This is a genomic window from Microbispora sp. NPDC088329 (genome assembly GCF_040685655.1).
GTDB lineage: Bacteria > Actinomycetota > Actinomycetes > Streptosporangiales > Streptosporangiaceae > Microbispora.
Window position 1 is genome coordinate 105,601 of sequence record NZ_JBFBIP010000024.1, and the last position, 21,358, is coordinate 126,958.

The following is a 21,358-nucleotide window of genomic DNA, read 5'->3' on the forward strand; positions in this document are numbered from 1 at the left end:
GTCAGGCGGCCCGCCAGTCCTCCACGGGCATGCGCAGGACCTTCAGGGCGACGGTGCCGTACGCCGCGAGGTGGAACAGCGACCCGATGGCCTGAACGGCCGGCGGCTGCTCGATCGTGAGAAACGGTCCGCAGGTGCCCGCGAGCGCCGCCACCGGGACCCACCACGGCGCGCGCCGCACCGCCGCCAGGCCCGTCAGCAGCACCAGCAGACCAGCGTGGAGGAGGAAGCCCGGCAGGAGGACGCCGTACACGAAGCCGCCGAGCGCGCCGGCCACCTCGGTCACCCGGGCGGCCGGGGCGTCCGGAAGGCTGAGCGCCAGCGCCAGGTCGTAGAAGTCGGTCATGAACAGACAGGCGGCGGTGACCGCGCCTGCCAGGCCGACGGCCGCGCCGATGTTGCCGGTACGCGGCGCGCGCCGGCGCAGCAGATGGGCGAGCCCGAGGACCACCGGGACCAGGCAGACGGTCGCCCACTGGAACAGCAGCGCGCTGGCCTGCACCTGCACCGGACTCGCGCGGAACACCGCGGGATCGTGCTCGGTGCCCGGGGGCGAGGTCAGGAAGGCCAGGCCCAGCAGGACGGGCCACGCCAGCATGGCGGCGCCCGCGACGGTCTTACGGAACAGGTCCGGATTTTTCAGCATCTGCGCTCCTGGACGACGAGAGATCGGCAGGAGCCAACCGGGACCGCGTCCCGGGCCACATGGGCCGGCCGTACGGGTGGGCCGGGAGCGATGTCCTGAGCAGCCAGGATGTGACCGATTCGGTACCGGGACGTTAGTGACTTGGTCGTCTTGACACCCCTACGTTTGATGACCATGACGGAGAACAGTGGTGCCGCCCCGCTTGTCAGGCTGGAGGGAGTCAACAAGCATTTCGGTCCGCTGCACGTGCTCAGGGACATCGACCTGAACGTGGGCCGGGGCGAGGTGGTCGTGATCATCGGCCCGTCCGGTAGCGGCAAGTCGACGCTGTGCCGGGTGATCAACCGGCTGGAGACCATCGACAGCGGGGCCATCGTCTTCGACGGCCAGGAGCTGCCCGCGGAGGGTAGGGCCCTCGCCCGCCTGCGGTCCGAGGTGGGAATGGTCTTCCAATCCTTCAACCTGTTCTCTCACAAGACGATCCTGGAGAACGTCACGCTCGGCCCGACCAGGGTGCGCAAGGTCTCCCGGCAGCAGGCCGAGCAGCGGGGCATGGAGCTGCTCGAACGGGTCGGCATCGCCTCGCAGGCGAGCAAGTACCCCGCCCAGTTGTCCGGAGGCCAGCAGCAGCGCGCGGCCATCGCCCGCGCGCTGGCCATGGACCCCAAGATGATCCTTTTCGACGAGCCCACCTCGGCCCTCGACCCCGAGATGGTCCAGGAGGTGCTCGACGTGATGACCGGCCTGGCCAGGGACGGCATGACGATGATGGTCGTCACCCACGAGATGGGCTTCGCCCGCAGGGCGGCCAACCGGGTCGTCTTCATGGCCGACGGCCAGATCGTCGAGGAGGGCGAGCCCTCGGAGTTCTTCACCCAGCCGAGCACCGAGCGCGCCCGCGACTTCCTCTCCAAGATTCTCACCCACTGATTCCCGCTCACAACAAGCTCCACAAAAGCGAAAGGTGACACGGATGCGATTCGGAGCCGGCCTGCTTGCGCTCGCCGCCCTGGCAACCGGCCTGACGGCCTGCGGTAACTCCGGGGCTGACTCGATCGTCGACAAGGCGAAGAACGACAAGAAGCTCGTCGTCGGCATCAAGATCGACCAGCCGGGCTGGGGGCTGAAGAAGCCCGACGGCGGCTACGGCGGGTTCGACGTCGACGTGGCGAAGTACGTCGCCAAGGAACTCGGCGTGCCCGAGAGCGGGATCACGTTCAAGGAGGCCCAGTCGGCCAACCGCGAGCCGTTCATCCAGCAGGGCCAGGTGGACATGGTCATCGCGACCTACTCCATCACCGACGAGCGGAAGAAGAAGATCTCCTTCGCCGGGCCCTACCTGGTGACCGGCCAGGACATCCTCGTCCGCGCCGACGACACCTCGATCACCGGGGTCGACTCGCTGAAGGACAAGAAGGTCTGCGGCGCGCAGGGCTCCTCGTCGCCGAAGCGGCTCGCCGACAAGTTCGGCCCCGACTGGGAGTCGAAGAACCTCACCCAGCAGCAGGGGTACGGCGCCTGCCTGCCACTGCTGGAGAACAAGCAGGTCGACGCGATCTCCACGGACGCGACGATCCTCGCCGGGTTCGCCGCCCAGCGCCCCGGCAAGTTCAAGCTCGTCGGCCAGCCGTTCAGCGAGGAGAAGTACGGCATCGGCATCAAGATGGACGACAAGGCCGGCCGCGACGCGATCAACACCGCGATCGAGAAGTTCTTCAAGGACGGCAGCTGGCGCAAGGCCCTCGACGCCAACCTCGGCGAGTTCGGCAAGTACTTCACGACGCCGCCGTCCGTCGAGCGGTACTAGGACGGCACGGAAGCGGCACTGAGAGGAGGCCGGCGGTGGAGGCCGTCGTCGACGAGCTTCCCGTCATCCTCGGCGCGTTCTGGCTGACGGTGAAGCTCACGGTGGTCAGCGGGGTCATCTCGCTGGTCTGGGGGATCGTGCTGGCGGCCATGCGCGTCAGTCCGCTGCCGGTGCTGAGAGGGGCGGGCGCGCTGTACGTCAACGTGCTGCGCAACACGCCCCTCACATTGATCATCGTGTTCTGCGGGCTCGGCCTGGGCACGGTGATGAACGTCCAGTTCTCCCGGGACGACCTGTCGCTCAACAGCTTCTGGCTGTCGATCATCGGGTTGTCGGCCTACACCTCCGCCTTCGTGTGCGAGGTCGTACGGTCCGGGATCAACACCGTGCCACTCGGGCAGGCGGAGGCGGCCAGGGCGATCGGGCTGACGTTCCTGCAGACGCTCCGCCTGGTGATCCTCCCCCAGGCGGTGCGCACGGTCATCGCGCCGCTCGGCAGCCTGCTGAACGCGCTGGTCAAGAACACGACGGTCGCGGCCGCGATCGGCGTCATGGAGGCGGCGCTGCGGATGAAGAACCTGTTCGACGCCCACGGAGACGCGGTCATCCCCGTCTTCCTCGGCTTCGCCGCCGGGTTCGTCGTGCTGACCCTCCCCATGAACCTCCTGGCCGGGCGGCTGGCCCGGCGTCTGGCGGTGGCCCGATGACCGATCGCGCCACCGTCCTCTACGACGTCCCGGGCCCGCGGGCCCGGCTGCGCAACAATGCGCTGACCCTCGCGTTCGGCGTCGTCCTGCTGCTGGTCGCGTACTTCGTGTGGACCAAGTTCAGCGAGAAGGGCCAGTGGAACGGCGAGCTGTGGCAGCCGTTCCTGCGGGCCGACACCTGGACCGAGCTGATCCTGCCCGGGCTGCTCAACACGCTGGCCGCCGCCGCGGTCGCCGCAGTGCTCGCGCTGCTGTTCGGGGCCGTGTTCGGCATCGCGCGCCTGTCGGACCACCGCTGGGTGCGCGTCCCGGCCGCGGTGGTCGTCGAGGCCTTCCGCGCGGTCCCGGTGCTCATGCTGATCTTCTTCGCGCAGTACGGCGGAAGCCTCGCGGGCATGGTCGTGACCGAGTTCGCGGCCGTGGTCTTCGGTCTCACCGTCTACAACGGGTCGGTCCTGGCCGAGATCGTGCGCGCCGGCATCCTCGCCGTGCCGCGCGGCCAGGCCGAGGCGGGACACGCCATGGGCCTGCGCAAGAACCAGGTGATGCGGCTGATCCTGCTGCCGCAGGCGGTCACCGCGATGATGCCCGCGATCGTGAGTCAGCTCGTGGTGCTGCTCAAGGACACCGCGCTCGGATTCGTCGTGGCGTACGCCGACCTGCTGAACGCGGGTGCCCGCGTGGTGCCGGCCAACTACGCCAACCTGATCCCTTCGGTCATCGTCATCGCGGCCGTCTACATCGCGATCAACCTGGCGCTCGGCTACCTCGCCACCTGGCTGGAACGGCGCAGCAGGCGCAGCCGCAAGGTCGCGGCCGACCCCGCCGCCGCCGAGGCGGCCGCGGGCGGCGAGGTCGCGCTGATGCGCTGACCGGTGACCCGTGCGGCTCGCGGGTAAACGGATCTTTGCCGTGTCGCTGCTGGCGCAAGGACGCGCGCGACCTCGATATTGAGCGCGTGTGGCGTGGCGTTGCCGTGGTCGGCGTCCTGGCGGCCGCGTTCCTGTCCGGTGGATGCGGGAACGACGGCACGCTGGTGATCGCCGTGCGCTCCGGGCAGCCGGGTCTGGTCACCCGGCTCCCCGACGGGCGCTACAGCGGCTTCGACATCGAGGTCGCGCAGTACGTCGCCCGGGTGCTCGGCTACCGCGACGACCAGGTCGTCTACACACTCGACCCCGCGCGGGCCGATCTCGTCGTCGGCGCCACCGGCCCGCCCGGTTCCCGCTTCGTCGCCGGCCCCTACCTCGTGACCAGCACCGACATCCTGGTCCGGAACGGCGACCTGTCCATCCGCCGCCCGCGCGACCTCACCCGCAAGCGCGTCTGCGCCACCCGGGAGTCCGCCGAGCCACTCGTGAAGAGGTTCGGCGACCGCTGGCGGCGGTTCTTCCTCGCCGAGGCGAACCTGCCGGCGGCCTGTGCGCCGCTGCTGGCCTCCGGCCGGACCGACGCGATCGTGGCCGACGCCCCCGTGCTCGCCGGGCTGTCGGCGCAGTATCCCGGCAGGTTCCGCTTCAGCGGCAGGCCCCTGGCCACCGAGAAGTACGGCATCGCCGCCGGGACGCCCGCGCTGCGCGACCAGGTCGAGGAGGCACTGCGCCGGATGTTCGAGGACGGCACCTGGAAACGGACGGTCATCGACCAGCTCGGCGCGCTCGCGACCCGCTACACCGCTCCCCCACCCCTCGACCAGGTGTACTGATCACAGAGGTCAGGCACGGGGCGTCGCGGTACAACCGCGCCGTTCGTCTGACGGGCTCTGCCGGGCCTCGTCGGCCGGAGCGCTCGCGAGGCGTGATGTCGCGTGCAGTTTTCCGCGCTTCCTGCCCGCATTCGCGCCCCCGGGACCGGGCTCGTCCGGCAGGATGCGGTCATGCCCCCCACGCCTGGCCCGAGGCCGTTCTCGCCACGGCCCTCGCCCATCTCCACCACCGACGTGGCACGCGCCGGCCTCCGGCTCGGCTTCCCGACCGTGCTGGGCGGGGAGACGTGGTGGGAGGAGGACCGCCCCATGGAGGGCGGTCGCCGTACGGTCGTCCATGCGGCCGCCGACGGCTCCCTCACCGACCTGCTTCCCGCGCCCTGGGACGCCCGTACGCGCGTCCACGAGTACGGCGGGCGGTCCTACGCCGTCGTGCCCGGCCACGGCGTCGTCTTCGCGCACCACCCCGATCAGCGGCTCTATCTCGCCCGGCCGCACGCGGGCGGCGAGCCCGGCCCGGGCGCGGAGCCGCCCCGCCCGGTCACGCCGGATCCCGAGGAGCCGGGCGCGCTGCGCTATGGCGACCTGCGGGTCCAGGACGGCCCCGCGGGCCCGCTCGTATGGTGCGTCCGGGAACGCCACCACCACGACGGCAAGGTCACCCGTTCGATCGTGTCCGTGGCGCTGACCGGGGACCACGAGATCGCCGAGCCGGTGACCGGCAGCGACTTCTACGCCTCGCCCACACCGTCCCCTGACGGCCGGCACCTCGCCTACATCTGCTGGAACCACCCGCACATGCCCTGGACCGGGACCGAGTTGCGGGTCACGCGGCTGTCCGACGGCGCCACGTGGACGGTGCTGGGCGGGCCGGCCGAGTCGGTCCTCGCGCCTGCGTGGTGCGACGCGCGGCGCCTGTACGCCGTTTCGGACCGGTCCGGCTGGTGGAACCTCTACCGAGTGGATGTGTCCGGGGCGTCGTGCGAGGCCCTGTGCCCGGCCGAGGAGGAGTTCGCCGGGCCGCTGTGGCAGCTCGGCGGCCTGCCGTACGCCGTGCTGGCCGACGGACGGCTCGCCGTCCTGCACGGGCGCGGCGACCTGCGCCTGGGCGTCCTCGACCCGGACACGGGCGGGCTGAGCGACCTCGATGTCCCGTTCCGGGGATGGTCGCCCGTGCTGGACACCGACGGCGACGTGCTCGCGGGCATCGGCTACGGGCCGGACACGCCGCGCTCGGTCGTCCGGATCGACGCCGCCACCGGCAGCGCCGAGCAGTTGCGGCGGGAGGTCGACGAGCTCCCCGAAGCCGCCGTCCTCCCGCGGCCCCACGCCGTGGAGTTCGAGGCCGGGCAGGGCGGCCGGGTCCACGCGTACCTGTATCCGCCGGACCGGGATCCACACGAGCGGGCGGACGAGGGCGGCGCCCCGTACGTCGTCTTCGTGCACGGCGGGCCGACCGCCCACTCGACGAGCGAACTCAGCCTGGAGAAGGCGTTCTTCACCAGCCGCGGCATCGGCGTGCTCGACGTCAACTACGGGGGGTCCACCGGGTACGGCCGCGCCTACCGGGAGCGCCTGCGTGGCAAGTGGGGCGTCACCGACGTGGAGGACACCGTCGCCGCGGCGAAGTGGCTGGTCGCCGAGGGGCTCGCCGACCCCGCCCGGATCGCCGTACGCGGGGCGAGCGCGGGCGGCTGGACGGTCATGGCCGCCTGCGGCGCGTCGGACGTCTTCGCGGGCGGCGTGTCGGTGGCGGGCGTCAGCGCGCTCGCGCCCCTCGTCGCGGTCACCCACGACTTCGAGTCGCGGTACGTGGAGTGGCTGGTCGGTCCCGAGGACCGGTACGACGAGCGCGAGCCGCTGGCCCGGGCCGGCCGGGTGAACTGTCCCATGCTGCTCATGCAGGGACTCGCCGATCCGGTCGTGCCGCCGTCCCAGTCCCGGGCGTTCGCCGACCGCCTGACGGCGCGCGGCGTGCCCTGCACCTATCTGACGTTCGAGGGCGAGGCTCACGGGTTCCGGCGGCTGGAGACCAGGGCCGCGGCCCTCGCCGCCGAGCTGTCGTTCTACCTGCAGATCTTCCGATGAGTGGGACCGGTCACCCGTCCGTCTCGGCGAGGAGCGTGCGCATGCGGTCGATCTCGATGCGCTGATCCGCGTCGGCATGGGTGACGAACTGGTTGATCTCTGACTCCTCGCCTCTCCCATCGCCGAAGAGCCGCTCCACCATGGTCAGCGCTCCCATTCGTCGACCGGGCCGAGCGGTTCGCCGGCGGGCCGCAGAAGAACGCCGCCGTGGCGCAGCTGCGGGCCGTCTCCCACCAGCTCGACACCTTCGTCGGCGCGCAGGCGACGCCGGCCGAGGCGCTCAACGACCTCGCCGACGCGCTCAGCCGAAAGGCTTGACCGCCTGGCCAGGGGGCGGCCCACCGGGGCGTCCCCACATGACCGGGCCCCCGCCCAGCAGTGGGCGGGGGCCTTCTGCCTCGTCGGCCAGGTGACGCCGCATCGGGCACCGGCGGGTGTCGTTCTCCCGCCCCGGCGGACCGATCAGGCGGGGGCTCGGCCCGCTGGAAGACATGTCGCCGAGGCACTGTCCACGACAGCTCACCGGCCCAGCTCACCGGCCCAGCTCACCGGACCGGGGAGCGGAGCGAGGGCCGAAGGTCGCTTCCGGCGCGGCGACCGGCCCCGCCGAGGTTCATGGACACTTCGCTAGCGGGCGAACTCGGTGGCGCGGGACTCGCGGACCACGGTGATCCGGATCTGGCCCGGATAGGTCAACTCCTCCTCGACCTGCTTGGCGACGTCCCTGGCGATGACCTGGGCCTGGATGTCGTCGACGTTGTCGGGCCGCACCATCACCCGAATCTCCCGGCCCGCCTGCATGGCGAAGACCTTGTCGACTCCCTCGTAGGACGAGGCGATCTCCTCCAGGCGCTCCAGCCGCTTGACGTACGCCTCCAGGGACTCCCGTCGGGCGCCCGGACGGCTGCCGCTGATCGCGTCCGCGGCCTGGGTGAGAACCGCCTCGACGGTCCTGACCTCCACCTCGTTGTGGTGCGCCTCGATGGCGTGGACGACGTCCTCGTGCTCGCCGTACCGCCGGGCGATCTCCGCGCCGATCATCGCGTGGCTGCCCTCGACCTCGTGGGTGAGGGCCTTGCCGATGTCGTGCAGCAGCGCGCAGCGCTTGACGAGGTCACGGTCGAGTCGCAGCTCGGAAGCCATGATCCCGGCGATGTGCGCCGACTCGATCAGGTGCTTGAGCACGTTCTGGCCGTAGGAGGTGCGGTAGCGGAGCTGCCCCAGCAGGGTGATCAGCTCGGGGTGCATCTCGGTGATGCCCAGCTCGACCAGCGCGTCCTCTCCCGCCCGTACGCACAGGTCCCGCACTTCGGCCTTGCTGCGCTCGTACGCCTCCTCGATCCGCTGGGGGTGGATCCGGCCGTCGAGCACCAGCTTCTCCAGCGTCAGCCTGGCCGTCTCCCTGCGGACCGGGTCGAAGCACGACAGCAGCACCGCCTCCGGTGTGTCATCGATGATCAGATTGACTCCGGTGGTGGATTCGAAGGCCCTGATGTTGCGGCCCTCGCGGCCGATGATGCGGCCCTTCATCTCGTCGCCGGGCAGATGGAGGACGCTCACCACCGACTCGGCCGTCTGCTCGGTGGCGACCCGCTGCACGGCCAGCGTCACGATCTTGCAGGCGCGTTTTTCGCCCTCCTTCCGGGCCTCGCTCTCGATCTCCCGGACGATCAGCGCGGCCTCGCGCTTGGCCTGGTTCTCGATCTCCTTGACCAGCTCCGTCTTCGCCTGCTCGGCCGTCAGGCCGGCGACTCGCTCCAGGATCTCCTTGCGCCGCTCGGCCACCCGCTCGAGCTCCTCGCGACGGTCGGCCAGCTCGGTCTCGGTCTCGGCCAGCTTGCGGGCCCGCTCGGTCTGCCTGCGCGCCTCCTCGTCGAGCCGCTGCTCACGCTCGGCCAGCCGGTTCTCCCGCCGTTCGAGGTCGGAACGCAGCTCCTTGAGCTCCGTCTTGAGGAGGCGTGCCTCCTCCTCGACCTCCTTGCGCATCAGCGCGGCGCTGTCGGCCAGTGTCTCGGACTTCCTGAGAATCTCCCCCGCGTCACGCTCCGCCTTCGTGCGGATCTCTTCGGCCTCACGTCTGGCTCGTTCGAGTTCCTCGTTGACCTCGGTCTTCACCTCGGCGAGCTGCTCGGGCGAGGGGCCGGGCGGAGTGACGACACCGCCGGTGCGGCGCATGACTATGACGAGGGCGGCGATCATCACGAGAGCCAGCAGCACTACCGCAACCGCAAGAACGATCACGATCGTGTCCATGCGCGCTCACCCCTCACGACAACTTGTGGCAGGGGTCACACGCGCAGCACGGCAGCGCCCGGTGGCGTCACCAGGACAAATATCGTCGCAATGCCCGACGCCCCGAAGGGCGACCGATATGGCCCGGAGGCCGGTCAATGTCTCTCGTCCGTCGTGGTACACCGTTATGGCAATCCGCGCTGCGCGGAGTAACTCCTCACTGCGGTCGAGATTAAGCGTCAGAGAGGTAACGAGCAAGCAAAGATGCCCTGTCAAGTGACTTTGGCATGGTGCTATGGCTCACTCGAAAGTATCCGGAAGCCCATCTGCAGGGCTGCCTTCAGCCTCGATCGCCTCTCGGACCACGCGGAAGGCCAGGCCCGGCGAGTAGCCCTTGCGGGCCAGCATGCCGACCAATCTTCGCATGCGCGCCCGCGGCTCCACCCCGCGGGTGGCGGCCAGCTTCCGCTCCACGAGTGTGCGCGCGGTCTCGGCCTCCTCGTCCGGATCGAGCCGCCCGACGGCGTCCTTGACCGTCTCCTCGGCGACGCCACGCTGCCGCAGTTCCTGGGCGAGCGCACGGCGGGCGAGCCCGCGACCGGCGTGCCGGGAGCTCACCCACGCGGCGGCGAACGCCTCGTCGTCGATGAGCCCGACCTCGGAGAACCGCTCCAGCACGGCGTTCGCCGCCTCGTCGGGGACGTCCCGCTTGCGCAACGCGTCCGCGAGCTGGGCCCGGGTCTTGGGCGCCATCGTCAGCAGCCGCAGGCAGATGGCCCTGGCCACCGCCTCGGGATCGGCCGGCGGCCCCTCGCTCGCCGCGCTCCCCTCCTGCGGCCCGTCGGGCGGCCATCCACCCGACCGCTCACGCTTTCGCCGGCGTCTCGGCGCTCCCCGTTCTTTCAGGCCCGCCTGTTCACCCAGCGCACCGTGTTCTCCGAGCGCGCCGTGTTCGCCCAGCGCACCATGTTCACCCAGCGCACCATGTTCTGCAGGCGCGTGGTGTTCTCCCAGCGGGCCGTGTTCGTTGAGCTCGTGATGTTCTCCCGGCGCGCCGTGTTCTGCAGGCGCGTGGTGTTCTCCCAGCGGGCCGTGTTCGTTGAGCTCGTGATGTTCTCCCGGCGCGCCGTGTTCTGCAAGCGCGTGGTGTTCTCCCAGCGGGCCGTGTTCTCCCAGCGCTGCCTGTTCGCTCAGACCTGCCCGGTCTCCCCGCCGGCTGCCACGTCCCTGACGCCGGCGTCCGGCCCGGCCGGCCGCCTGTCCCGCCTCCGTGGCCTCCGCCCGGCCGAACGCTGCCCGACCGATGCCCACCTGACCGAGTTCCGTCCGCCGGATCTCCTCACGCAGGGCGGCGATCGTCGCGGATGCGTCCCCGGCAGAACCGGGCGAATCATCCGCAGACCCCCAGGGCCCGGAGTTCCAGTCCCCCGGCCCGATCTCGTCGTCCGGGCCGGGGAGCTCGTCGCGCCTCATGTCTGCGCTCAGACGTCACCCGGCTTGGGCGCGCTGGCCGCCTTGCTGCCCCGGCCGGACGCAGAAGCGGGGGCCCGGCCGGACGCGGGAGCGGGCGGTGCCGCCGGAGCGGCGGCGGGCTCGCTCGGCGCGTCGATCCGCGGCCCGACGCCGAGCTTCTCCTTGATCTTCTTCTCGATCTCGTTGGCGATGTCGGGGTTGTTCTTCAGGAAGTTGCGGGCGTTCTCCTTGCCCTGCCCGAGCTGGTCGCCCTCGTACGTGTACCAGGCGCCGGCCTTGCGCACGAACCCGTGCTCGACGCCCATGTCGATCAGCCCGCCCTCGCGGGAGATGCCCATGCCATAGAGGATGTCGAAGTCGGCCTGGCGGAAGGGCGGGGCCATCTTGTTCTTGACGACCTTCACCCGGGTCCGGTTGCCGACCGGCTCGGTGCCGTCCTTGAGCGTCTCGATCCGGCGCACGTCGAGCCGCACCGAGGCGTAGAACTTCAGCGCCTTGCCACCCGTGGTGGTCTCGGGACTTCCGAACATGACGCCGATCTTCTCGCGGAGCTGGTTGATGAAGATGGCGGTCGTCCGGGTCTGGTTCAAGGCGCCGGCGACCTTGCGCAGGGCCTGCGACATGAGGCGGGCCTGGAGACCGACGTGACTGTCGCCCATCTCGCCCTCGATCTCGGCCTTCGGCACGAGGGCCGCCACGGAGTCGATCACGATGATGTCGACGGCGCCGGAGCGGATCAGCATGTCCGCGATCTCGAGCGCCTGCTCACCGGTGTCCGGCTGGGAGACGAGCAACGCGTCGACGTCGACGCCCAGCTTCTTGGCGTACTCGGGGTCGAGGGCGTGCTCGGCGTCGATGAACGCGGCGATGCCGCCGCCCTTCTGTGCGTTGGCCACGGCGTGCAGGGCGACCGTCGTCTTACCGGAGGACTCGGGGCCGTACACCTCGACGATCCGGCCGCGGGGGAAGCCGCCGATGCCGAGGGCGACGTCGAGAGCGATGGAACCGGTGGGGATGACCTCGATCGGGGCACGCGCGTCGTCTCCGAGACGCATGACGCTGCCCTTGCCGAACTGCCGCTCGATTTGCGCGAGGGCGGTCTCAAGGGCCTTCTCGCGGTCGTTGATTGCCATTGGGTGCCCCCTGGAGGGTGGTCGTCTGCTTGGTCACCGAAAAGCTACGGGGTGCCACCGACATTTTCCGGAGCTTCCCGCACACCGCCGGGAAGGCGGGCCGGGAACCTGTCGCGCCCCGGTGACCTGATGGCGCGCACCCCGGCGGCGACTCATCCAATATAGCCGAACGACTGTTCGATCACGTGCCGGAGCCGCCACCGCGCACGACAGACGAACGGCATCCCAACCGCGCCGTTACATTCCCGGGCGTTACTCTGCCATGGTTGCCAGCGCGATGACCTGCGACGATCCTTGTAGCAAAGCTGGATCTCCCGCTGGAGGGCCATGTGACGGGCACCGGCGACTACAGCGGACAGCGCCTGGCCCGCCTTGAGGCGCTCGCGGCGCGGCTCCCCGAGCACGGCCTCGCCGCACGCCTGCTCGGTGCGGACGATCCCGTTCTGTCCGTCTGGCATCCGGGCACCGGCAGGCAGACGATCGTCTTCGCCTCACCCGCGAGGGAGGGATGGATGTTCCTGTGGGCGCCGGGCGGCCAGGAGAGCGCCGACGACCCCGGCCGTGCGGCCGAATCGATCAGCCGGACGCTCTCCCCGCCTCCCTGATCCTCCCGGTGACGCCGGTCGTCAGCGGACGACTTCGCCCAGTTGACCCGGGCGCCGGTGCGGAGCACCGCCCGCCGATAGACGCGGGCCGCACCCAGCAGGACGGCGGCCACGGCCGCGATCATGAGCACCCCCGCGATGAGGATCTCCCCCAGCGGTACGTCGGCGGCCGCCGTACGCACGGGCATGACCACGGAGGAGAACGGCGGCATGGGCGACAGCACGCGCGCGAGGGTGCCGGTGGGCTGGACGGCGGCTGATGCGCGTGCGGATCTCCCGCTGGGCCACCAGCATCATCTCGTGATGCCGACCGGGTCGCAGAGCCGTTCGACCAGGTCGAGCCGGTGGCTGGAGAAGATCACCGGCACGCCCGCGGCGGCGCGGTCCTTGAGCACCTCGGCGAGAGCGTCGACCGCCAGCGGGTCGAGACCCGAGAACGGCTCGCTTCATTCGTTTGACACGGCAGCAAGCACTCAACCGTCGTTCAACTAAGCGCCGCGGCGGCGATGGCCGGCTTCGCGGTGAATCGGCCCCGGTCCCCCGGCGGTGAAGATGTGCGGGTCGCCGACGACGGCCGGGGAAAGTGCCGCGAAGGGAGAGGCTGCGACGCGAGCTGGGACGCCTCGGCATGGGCGGTATGCCGCCGACAGGTGAGTTCGCGATGCGGATGCGGACGGAGACCTCGGTGTGGCGAGGGTGCCGAAGGACACACGGGCAGGGTGCGGGCACGATTCGGGACCCGTCCGGGCTCTGCGGTGTCGCGTCAGCGCAGTCTGGAGTCCACGTCGACCTCCTGGCATACGGCCTGCCACACCTGCTTGGCCGCCACGCCCTCGGCGAGGGCCTGCTCGACCGTGCGCCCGCCGAGCCCGGAGATCACGTAATCCTTCGCCCACGACTCCGCGTACGCCTCGCCGAAGTGGCGGCGCATCCTGTTCCAGAAGTCTGTGAGGCGCATGGGTTCAGTATGGACCCGCGGCCGGGATGAGCTCTCCCGGCCGCGGCGCCGCGATCGCCGCCCGTCGGGCGGCCGTCCGGCGTTGGAGCCGCGTGGGCGCCGAACTCACTTTGGCGTCCTCATGCCGGGGAGCCGGTCACATGACGCGGCTGCCGTACATCTCTCCCAGCGGGTCGGCGAGGAGCTCCAGGCGGGCGCCGTCCGGGTCCTGGAAGTAGATCGAACTGCCGCTCTCCTCCTGGTACGGCACGCCGGCCGCGTCGAGCTTGCCGCGCAGGCGCTCCCACGTCGCCCGGTCCACGGAGATCGCGATGTGGTGGAGCCCGCCGAGGACCTCCTTGTACGGCTCCAGATCGAGACCCGGCAGGTCGAAGAACGCCAGCAGGTTCCCGTTGCCGATGTCGAAGAAGAAGTGGTTGGACCCGCGGTAGTCGCGGTTCTCGAAGATCTCGGTGAGCGGGAACTCGAGGAGGTCGTGATAGAAGCGGATCGTCCGCTCGACGTCTGACGAGATCAGTGCGAAGTGGTGCAGGCCCCTCGCGCTGCTTGCGGCACGGCGCTCGCTCAGGTAGCGCTCGCGGATCCGCGAGCGCTCCGCCTCGATGGCCGCGTAGTCGATTTTCATACTGAGGAAGGTTGTCCCGAGCGAGGCATGTCATGCCATCCGGGTGTCAGGAGAGCAGCCATCTTCGCCAGCCGATCCATTCCGCGCGCTCGGCCCGCAGCGTCTCGTAGCGGGCCTGGCGGGACTGACGGGCCTGATGGGCGAGGTCCTGCCGGTCGGTGCGGCTTCTCCTGCCGTACATGTCGTGATCCCTCCATCGGGGAGTTGGGGTCGCGTCGAACGGGGATCAGCCTGCCGGGGCCGGCTTGCCCCACACTTGCTTCTCACCTGGCGGGACGGCGACGCGGCGTTTTCTGTCGGTGGCGCGATGCATGATGGGCAGGTGGGTTCGCTCGACGGCTTCAGCCCGGTGACCAGGGAATGGTTCACCGGCGCCTTCGCGACGCCGACGGCCGCGCAGGAGGGCGCCTGGTCGTCGATCGCCAGAGGCGAGAACACGCTCGTGGTCGCTCCGACCGGGTCCGGCAAGACCCTCGCGGCCTTCCTGTGGGCGATCGACCGCCTCGCCGTCGAGCACACGGCGGGCTGGGCCTCGCGGGCGGATGCGGCGGCGGGCCGGGAGCACCACGGCGGGGTCACGCCGGGTCGGCCCGGCGAGGGGCCCGGCGGGTCCGAGGCGGGGCGGCCCGGCGGACGACGCGGCGCGCGGCGCGGCCGGAAGGAGAACGGGGAGCCGCCCCGGCCGTGCCGGGTCGTGTACGTCTCTCCCCTGAAGGCTCTGGCGGTGGACGTCGAGCGAAACCTGCGGGCCCCGCTGACGGGCGTCCGGCAGACGGCGCTGCGGATGGGCCTGCCCGCCCCCGACATCTCGGTGGCGATCCGCTCAGGGGACACCGCGGCCGAGGAGCGGCGCCGTTTCGCCGCCCGGCCCTCCGACATCCTGATCACGACGCCCGAGTCTCTGTTCCTGATCCTCACCTCGCAGGCGCGCGAGGCGCTGCGGGGCGTCCAGACCGTGATCGTCGACGAGGTGCACGCCGTCGCGGGGACCAAACGCGGGGCGCACCTCGCGCTGACGCTGGAGCGGCTCGACGCGCTGCTGCCCGCTCCGGCCCAGCGCATCGGACTGTCGGCGACCGTGCGGCCGGTGCGGGAGGTGGCGACGTTCCTCGGCGGGTCCCGCCCGGCCACGGTCGTGCAGCCGCCCTCCGAGAAGATCATCGAGGTCGACGTCGTGGTCCCGGTTGAGGACATGACGGAGCCGGCGCCGCCCGGCGCGGACGGCGAATCGCCGGAGCACCGCAGGAGCATCTGGCCGCATGTCGAGGAGCATCTCCTCGACCTGGTCGAGGCCCACCGGTCCACGATCGTCTTCGCCAACTCCCGGCGCCTGTCTGAGCGCCTGTGCACCCGGCTCAACGAGCTCGCCTGGGAACGGCGGGCCGCGCCCGCGCCGGGAGAAGGTATGGAGCCGGAGGATCCGGACCGCTGGTCCGAGGCGGGCCCGCCCGCCATGCCGTCGGAGTACATGGCCCAGGCGGGGGCCTCGGCGGGCGCGCTCCCCGAGGTGGTGCGGGCGCATCACGGCTCCGTCTCCAAGGAGGAGCGGTCCCAGATCGAGGAGGCGCTGAAGTCGGGCCGTCTGCCCGCGGTGGTCGCCACCTCGAGCCTGGAGCTGGGCATCGACATGGGCTCGGTCGACCTGGTGGCCTGTGTCGAGGCGCCGCCCAGCGTGGCGAGCGGGCTGCAGCGCATCGGCCGCGCCGGGCACCAGGTCGGTGCCGTGTCCCGAGGCGTGATCTTCCCCAAGTATCGGGGCGACCTGGTTCAGACGGCCGTCGTGGCCGAGCGCATGCGGACGGGGCAGATCGAGGAGATTCGCTATCCGCGCAATCCCCTCGACGTGCTGGCCCAGCAGATCGTCGCGATGACCTCGCTCGACGAGTGGACGGTCGACGCGCTGGAGGCGGTGGTGCGCCGGGCCGCGCCGTACGCCACGCTGCCGCGCAGTGCGCTGGAGGCGACGCTCGACATGCTCGCCGGCCGCTACCCGAGCGAGGAGTTCGCAGAGCTGCGCCCGCGCATCGTGTGGGACCGGGTGACGGGCACCCTCCAGGGCCGTCCCGGGGCCCAGCGCCTGGCGGTGACGAACGGGGGCACGATCCCCGATCGCGGGCTGTTCGGCGTGTTCCTGGTGGGCGACAAGGCGTCGCGGGTGGGCGAGCTCGACGAGGAGATGGTCTATGAGTCCCGCGTCGGCGACGTGTTCGTGCTGGGCGCGACCTCGTGGCGGATCGAGGACATCACCGCCGACCGGGTCCTGGTCTCCCCCGCCCCCGGCCAGCCGGGCAAGCTGCCGTTCTGGCACGGGGACGCGCCGGGGCGGCCCGCCGAGCTGGGCCGGGCGATCGGCGCGTTCCTCCGCGAGCTGTCGGCCGCCGGGACGGGCGGCCGGGGCGACGCGGCGGCGGCGCGCGAGCGGGTCCGCGCGGCGGGCCTCGACGAGTACGCCGCGGGCAACCTGCTCGCCTACCTGACCGAGCAGCGGGAGACGACGGGCTATGTGCCCGACGACCGCACGCTCGTGATCGAGCGGTTCCGCGACGAGCTGGGCGACTGGCGCGTGGTGATCCACTCCCCCTTCGGCGCGCGGGTCCACGCCCCCTGGGCGCTCGCCATCGGGCGGCGCCTGCGCGAGCGGTACGGCGTCGACGTCCAGGCCGTCCACTCCGACGACGGCATCGTGTTGCGCGTGCCCGACACCTTCGAGGAGCCGCCGACCGACGTCGCGGTGTTCGACGCCGAGGAGATCGAGCAGATCGTCGTCGAGGAGCTGGGCGGGTCGGCCCTTTTCGCCTCCCGGTTCCGGGAGTGCGCCGGACGCGCCCTCCTGCTGCCCCGCCGCTCCCCCGGCAGGCGCAGCCCCTTGTGGCAGCAGCGCCAGCGGGCGGCCCATCTGCTCGGGGTCGCGAGCAAGTACGCCGGGTTCCCGGTGGTGCTGGAGACGATGCGCGAGTGCCTGCAGGACGTCTTCGACGTGCCGGGCCTCGTGGAGCTCATGCGAGACGTGGCCGCCCGCCGGGTGCGGGTGGTGGAGGTGGAGACCTCCCAGGCGTCTCCGTTCGCGGCGTCGCTCCTGTTCAACTACATCGGCGCGTTCATGTACGAGGGGGACGCGCCGCTCGCCGAACGGCGGGCGCAGGCGCTCGCCCTCGACACCGCGCTTCTCGCCGAGCTCATGGGGCAGGCCGACCTGCGGGAGCTGCTCGACCCGGACGTCGTCGCCGAGACCGAGCGGGAGCTGGCGCGGCTGGACAGGCCGCTGCGGGACGCCGAGGACCTCGCCGACCTGCTGCGCTCGCACGGCCCGCTGCTCGCGGAGGACGTCTCGATCCGCGAGGGCGACCCCGCCTGGCTCGCCGGTCTGGAGCGGGCGCGCCGGGCCATCCGGGTACGTGTGGCGGGCCACGAGCAGTGGGCCGCCGTCGAGGACGCCTGGCGCCTGCGTGACGCGCTCGGGGTGCCGTTGCCGGTGGGCGTTCCGCACGAGTTCCTCGAAGCGCCCCTCGCCGGTGGGCCCGGCGGGCCGGGCGGCGGCCACGCCGCTTCCGATCCGCTCGGCGACCTGGTCGCGCGCCACGCCCGCACCCGCGGCCCGTTCTCCTCCGGCACGGCCGCCGCCCGTTTCGGTGTGGGCGTCGCGGTGGTGGACGAGGCCTTTCGCCGTCTCGCCGCGGCGGGCCGGGTGGTCTCGGGTGAGTTCCGCCCCGGTGGCCGGGGCGAGGAGTGGTGTGACGCCGGGGTGCTGCGGTTGCTGCGGCGCCGGTCGCTGGCGCGGCTCCGCAAGGAAGTGGAACCGGTCCCTCCGGAGACGCTGGCGGCGTTCCTGCCCGCATGGCACGGCATCGTCCCGCAGACCGTCACGCCGACCGGCGGCCGCGCGGCCGGAAACGACGGCGGGTGGGCCGGTGGCGAGCAGGGGGGCGCCGGCCGGATCGACGGCGGGGCCGCATACCCGGGCGCAGGCGTGCAGGCGGGCCGGCCGTGGCAGCAGCGCGGCGGGCGGCAGGACGAACCCGCACGGCATGAGGGCTGGCACGCAGGTCCAGCGAGGCAGGAGGGCCACGGCTCGGCGCGGGCGATGGACGCCCTGATCACGGCGATCGAGCGGTTGCAGGGGGCGGCCGTCCCCGCCTCCGCGCTGGAGTCGCTAGTGCTGCCCGCGCGGGTGCCCGGATACTCCCCCGCTCTGCTCGACGAGCTGACCTCGTCCGGAGAGGTCGTCTGGGTGGGCCAGGGCTCCCTGCCCGGCGGCGACGGGTGGGTCGGTCTCTATTTCGCCGACACCGCGCCCCTGCTGCTCCCCACGCCGGCCGAGATCACCATGACGCCGCTGCACGAGCAGATCCTGGAGATCCTGAGCGGGGGCGGAGCACTGTTCTTCCGTGAGCTGTCCAACCGGGTCGCGACCGCGGCGCTCGGCGACGGCGCCCCTCCTCCGCCCGGTCCGGACGCCGCCTCGGCCCGCCGGGCCAGAATCCTCGGCCGCGTCACCGGCACCGAGGCGACCGGGATCGGACCGGGAGCGTTCACACGACAGGGTGCGACGAGTCCGCACGCGGCAGGCGTGGCGCGCGCGAGCGCGGTGCCGGACGACACGACACTCGCGGCGGCGCTGTGGGACCTCGTTTGGGCGGGCCGGGTCACCGGCGACACGCTCGCCCCGCTCCGTTCGGCGCTGGGCACCGGGCGGCCGGCCCACCGGCCGGCGGCGACCAGACGCCGCCGCGCGGTGCTGCCGACGAGAAGCGGCCCGCCGACCGTGAGCGGCCGATGGTGGCTGCTGCCTTCGCCGTCGGCCGACGCCACTCAGCGGGCGCACGCGCAGGCCGAAGTCCTGCTGGAACGACACGGCGTGCTGACCAGGGGCGGCATCACCGCCGAGCGCCTGCCCGGCGGGTTCTCCGCCGTCTATCAGGTGCTGCGCGCCTTCGAGGAGAGCGGCCGGTGCCGTCGCGGCTACTTCGTGGAGGGTCTGGGCGGCGCCCAGTTCGCGCTGCCTGGCGCGGTCGACCGTATGCGTGCGATGTCCTCCACACGCCCCGCTCCGGTCGAGGACCTGTGGACCATCCCCGCCCCGCCGCCGCCCCGCCGTGCGGTCGTGCTCGCGGCGACCGACCCGGCCAATCCGCACGGCGCGGCCCTGCCGTGGCCGGACCGCGCGGACGACGTGACCCACAAGCCGGGCCGCAAGGCCGGCGCGCTGGTGGTGCTGGTGGAAGGCGCGCTGATCCTCTACGTCGAGCGCGGCGGGAAGACCCTGCTCTCGTTCGGGCCCGAGGAGGACCTGAGGCCCGCCGTGCAGGCCCTGGCCGTCGCGGTGAAGCGGGGGGCGCTGGGCAAGCTGACCGTCGAGCGGGCCGACGGCGCCGCCATCGGCGACTCCCCGCTCGCGGCGGCGCTCGAAGCCGCGGGCTTCCACCCCACCCCTCGCGGCCTGCGCATCCGCGCCTGACTCGGTTCGCGTTCAGCGGGCGGAGCCGCGGCCTCACCCACGCGCGCGCCGGTCACGCGCACCCCGGTCGCCCACGCGCGCGCCGGTCACTCACGCACGGCGTCCCGCGCGCTCGGCAGGGCTTGCCCCTCGGATCCTGCAGCGGCACGCTCGCCCTGCCACGCCGGGCCGGTCTGGGCGTGGAGAGCGCCGGCCGACGTCTGACAAGCGCCGGGGCTCCACCGTCAGTACGACTTTTCCCCGGACAAGACCGCGCTCCGCTTCCCGATGCAGGTCCGCCAGGGACTCCAGCGGGCGAACGGCCGCCTCGACGTCCACCAGGCCCTTGTCGATCAGCGCCACGAGCTCGGTCAGCTGACCCGGGTCGTTGCGGGCCACGAACCGGACGGCGCGCGGATGCACGATCGGCTGGGTGATCGAGACGAATTCCTCGGCCAGCTCCGTCACCGAGGCGGGCACGTCGGGCACCAGGTTGATCAGCACGTCGTTGCCGCCCGGCAGGGCGTCGGTGGTGTAGTCGACGACCTCGTCGGCGCCCAGCGCCCGCACGGCGGCGGCGCTGCGCGGGCCGGCCGTGGCCACCACATGCGCGCCCGCGAGCTTGGCCAGCTGCACGGCGAACAGCCCGACGCCGCCGCCCGCGCCGTTGATCAGCACCCGGCTGCCGCGGCCGATTCGGGCGTGCTCAAAGACCGCCTGCCACGCGGTGAGCCCGGCCACCGGCACAGCGGCCGCGGCCGCCAGCGCCATCCGCTCCGGCGCCCTGGTCAGCATGCTCGCCTTCGCGACCGCGTACTCGGCCGCCGCTCCGTCGATGAGCCCGATCACCCTGTCGCCCGGGGCGAGGTCACCCGCCCCGGTGACCACCGTGCCGGCTACGTCCCAGCCGAGCGTGTGCGGCAGCGTGACGCCGAGCACGTCCCGCAGCAGGCCCATCCGCAGGCCGGCCTCCGACGGGTTGAACGACGTGGCGGTCACCCTGATGAGCACCTCGCCCGGCCCGGGCCTCGGCACCGGCACCTCGTCCAGCGAGATCACAGAGGCGTCGCCGTACTCGTGGATGCGGGCGGCCCGCATGGTGCCGAGGAAGTCCGCGGCGTGCTCGCTCGCCCATGTCTCGAACGTGCTCGCGGGCGCTCCGGTGACCTCCTCGGCGGTCCCGGTGACCGGGCCGGGCTCGGCCAGGCCGCGCAGCGTCCCGTCCACGACCGGCGCGGGCCACCCCAGCCCGAGCAGCCGTCGCCTGGCCTCCTCCGGGGGCTCCTCCTCCCAGCGCACCGGCCGGCCGATCGCCGCGCCGATCGCCCGCGCCTGCTCCCGTTGGGTCAGCGTCCGAGGTCCGGTCAGCGTGTGGACCACGCCGTGGTGCCCTTCGCCGAGCAGCGCGCGCACCGCGACGCCTGCCACGTCCCGCTCGTGGACCGGGGCGAAGGCCACGTCGCCGTACGGCTGCCGCACGACGCCCGCGCGGACCTGGTCGGCCCACCGCAGAGTGTTGGCCGCGAACGCGTGCGGGCGCAGCACCGTCCACTCCCGGGCGGTCCCGGCGATCAGGCGCTCGATCTCGACCTCGTGCGGGCGCGCGGCGGCCGAGGACAGGTAGACCACCCGCCGCGCCCCGATCAGCTCCACCACCTCGTGGACGCCCTCGACCGAGTCGAACGGCCACAGCAGGAACACCGCATCGACGCCGTCGAGAGCCGCTTCCAGCGCGACCGGATCGGTCAGCCGTCTCGTCACCGTGCGGACGTCGGCGCCCGCCTCTTCGAGCTGGTTCACCAGGGGACGGCCGATCGTGCCGGTCGCCCCGCTGACCAGGACTTTTGTCATGCCGTCAACCATAGGAGCACTGCATGAGGCGACCAATGCGCTTCTGTCTGCGATTCATACGCGATCATCTCTCGCATTAGACTCACGTGATGGA

General features: G+C 71.9%; 18 protein-coding genes. 8 read left to right on the top strand and 10 right to left on the bottom strand.

Translation table 11 applies throughout. The annotated features are described in order from the left end of the window. Nucleotide 1 precedes the first annotated feature (1 nt). Nucleotides 2-646 carry a hypothetical protein gene (locus AB0O28_RS33185; protein ID WP_363646521.1) on the bottom strand — a complete coding sequence of 215 codons (645 nt, stop codon included), beginning with the start codon at nucleotides 644-646 and terminating at the stop codon, nucleotides 2-4. 174 nt (nucleotides 647-820) lie between these two features. Between AB0O28_RS33185 and AB0O28_RS33190 the strand changes: the two genes are divergently transcribed. The 6 genes from AB0O28_RS33190 to AB0O28_RS33215 all read left to right on the top strand — a co-directional run bounded on the left by AB0O28_RS33190 (nucleotide 821) and on the right by AB0O28_RS33215 (nucleotide 6,953). Continuing rightward, nucleotides 821-1,576, top strand: a complete 756-nt coding sequence (locus AB0O28_RS33190) for an amino acid ABC transporter ATP-binding protein (RefSeq protein ID WP_363646522.1) — start codon at nucleotides 821-823, stop codon at nucleotides 1,574-1,576. 43 nt (nucleotides 1,577-1,619) lie between these two features. Then, nucleotides 1,620-2,453, top strand: a complete 834-nt coding sequence (locus AB0O28_RS33195) for a glutamate ABC transporter substrate-binding protein (protein ID WP_363646523.1) — start codon at nucleotides 1,620-1,622, stop codon at nucleotides 2,451-2,453. Nucleotides 2,454-2,488: 35 nt separating this feature from the next. Continuing rightward, on the top strand, nucleotides 2,489-3,160 hold the full coding sequence (locus AB0O28_RS33200; RefSeq protein WP_363646524.1) for an amino acid ABC transporter permease: 672 nt from the start codon (nucleotides 2,489-2,491) through the stop codon (nucleotides 3,158-3,160). Continuing rightward, nucleotides 3,157-4,032: an amino acid ABC transporter permease gene (locus AB0O28_RS33205; protein WP_363646525.1), complete on the top strand. Its 876-nt coding sequence runs from the start codon at nucleotides 3,157-3,159 to the stop codon at nucleotides 4,030-4,032. Before AB0O28_RS33200 ends, AB0O28_RS33205 begins: the two co-directional genes overlap by 4 nt. Nucleotides 4,033-4,118: 86 nt before the next feature. Further along, nucleotides 4,119-4,865, top strand: a complete 747-nt coding sequence (locus AB0O28_RS33210) for a transporter substrate-binding domain-containing protein (protein WP_363646526.1) — start codon at nucleotides 4,119-4,121, stop codon at nucleotides 4,863-4,865. 171 nt (nucleotides 4,866-5,036) lie between these two features. Continuing rightward, the gene (locus tag AB0O28_RS33215; protein ID WP_363646527.1) at nucleotides 5,037-6,953 is read left to right on the top strand and encodes a prolyl oligopeptidase family serine peptidase; all 1,917 of its coding nucleotides are present in this window, start codon (nucleotides 5,037-5,039) and stop codon (nucleotides 6,951-6,953) included. 10 nt (nucleotides 6,954-6,963) lie between these two features. Here the strand turns inward: AB0O28_RS33215 and AB0O28_RS33220 are convergent, their stop codons facing one another. From AB0O28_RS33220 to recA, 5 genes are all read right to left on the bottom strand, one after another. Beyond that, on the bottom strand, nucleotides 6,964-7,110 hold the full coding sequence (locus AB0O28_RS33220) for a hypothetical protein (RefSeq protein WP_363646528.1): 147 nt from the start codon (nucleotides 7,108-7,110) through the stop codon (nucleotides 6,964-6,966). A gap of 470 nt (nucleotides 7,111-7,580) precedes the next feature. Continuing rightward, nucleotides 7,581-9,206 (bottom strand): ribonuclease Y, encoded by a 1,626-nt coding sequence (gene rny / locus AB0O28_RS33225; protein ID WP_363646529.1) that lies wholly within the window; start codon nucleotides 9,204-9,206, stop codon nucleotides 7,581-7,583. Between the two features lie 279 nt (nucleotides 9,207-9,485). Beyond that, nucleotides 9,486-10,109, bottom strand: a complete 624-nt coding sequence (gene recX, locus AB0O28_RS33230; protein WP_363646547.1) for a recombination regulator RecX — start codon at nucleotides 10,107-10,109, stop codon at nucleotides 9,486-9,488. After that, nucleotides 10,088-10,324 carry a hypothetical protein gene (locus tag AB0O28_RS33235; protein WP_363646548.1) on the bottom strand — a complete coding sequence of 79 codons (237 nt, stop codon included), beginning with the start codon at nucleotides 10,322-10,324 and terminating at the stop codon, nucleotides 10,088-10,090. Before AB0O28_RS33235 ends, recX begins: the two co-directional genes overlap by 22 nt. Before the next feature lie 342 nt (nucleotides 10,325-10,666). Further along, nucleotides 10,667-11,791 carry a recombinase RecA gene (recA, locus tag AB0O28_RS33240; protein ID WP_363646530.1) on the bottom strand — a complete coding sequence of 375 codons (1,125 nt, stop codon included), beginning with the start codon at nucleotides 11,789-11,791 and terminating at the stop codon, nucleotides 10,667-10,669. A gap of 329 nt (nucleotides 11,792-12,120) precedes the next feature. On the opposite strand from recA, the gene AB0O28_RS33245 reads away from it, so the two are divergent. Then, nucleotides 12,121-12,396, top strand: a complete 276-nt coding sequence (locus tag AB0O28_RS33245) for a hypothetical protein (RefSeq protein WP_363646531.1) — start codon at nucleotides 12,121-12,123, stop codon at nucleotides 12,394-12,396. 763 nt (nucleotides 12,397-13,159) lie between these two features. Here the strand turns inward: AB0O28_RS33245 and AB0O28_RS33250 are convergent. The 3 genes from AB0O28_RS33250 to AB0O28_RS33260 form a co-directional block, all read right to left on the bottom strand. Continuing rightward, nucleotides 13,160-13,354, bottom strand: coding sequence for a DUF3046 domain-containing protein (locus tag AB0O28_RS33250; RefSeq protein WP_363646532.1), 195 nt, complete (start codon nucleotides 13,352-13,354; stop codon nucleotides 13,160-13,162). Between the two features lie 136 nt (nucleotides 13,355-13,490). Beyond that, nucleotides 13,491-13,979 (bottom strand): VOC family protein, encoded by a 489-nt coding sequence (locus AB0O28_RS33255; RefSeq protein WP_363646533.1) that lies wholly within the window; start codon nucleotides 13,977-13,979, stop codon nucleotides 13,491-13,493. Nucleotides 13,980-14,025: 46 nt separating this feature from the next. After that, a complete protein-coding gene (locus tag AB0O28_RS33260; protein ID WP_363646534.1) occupies nucleotides 14,026-14,160 on the bottom strand; it encodes a hypothetical protein in 135 nt (44 codons plus the stop codon). Between the two features lie 141 nt (nucleotides 14,161-14,301). Here AB0O28_RS33260 and AB0O28_RS33265 point away from each other — a divergent pair, with 141 nt between their 5' ends. Next, complete coding sequence (locus AB0O28_RS33265) at nucleotides 14,302-19,434, top strand: DEAD/DEAH box helicase (RefSeq protein WP_363646535.1); 5,133 nt, start codon at nucleotides 14,302-14,304, stop codon at nucleotides 19,432-19,434. 90 nt (nucleotides 19,435-19,524) lie between these two features. Here AB0O28_RS33265 and AB0O28_RS33270 read toward each other — a convergent pair whose 3' ends face one another. Beyond that, entirely contained in the window at nucleotides 19,525-21,264 is a 1,740-nt protein-coding gene (locus AB0O28_RS33270; RefSeq protein WP_363646536.1) for a zinc-binding dehydrogenase, read from the bottom strand. Nucleotides 21,265-21,358: the final 94 nt, after the last annotated feature.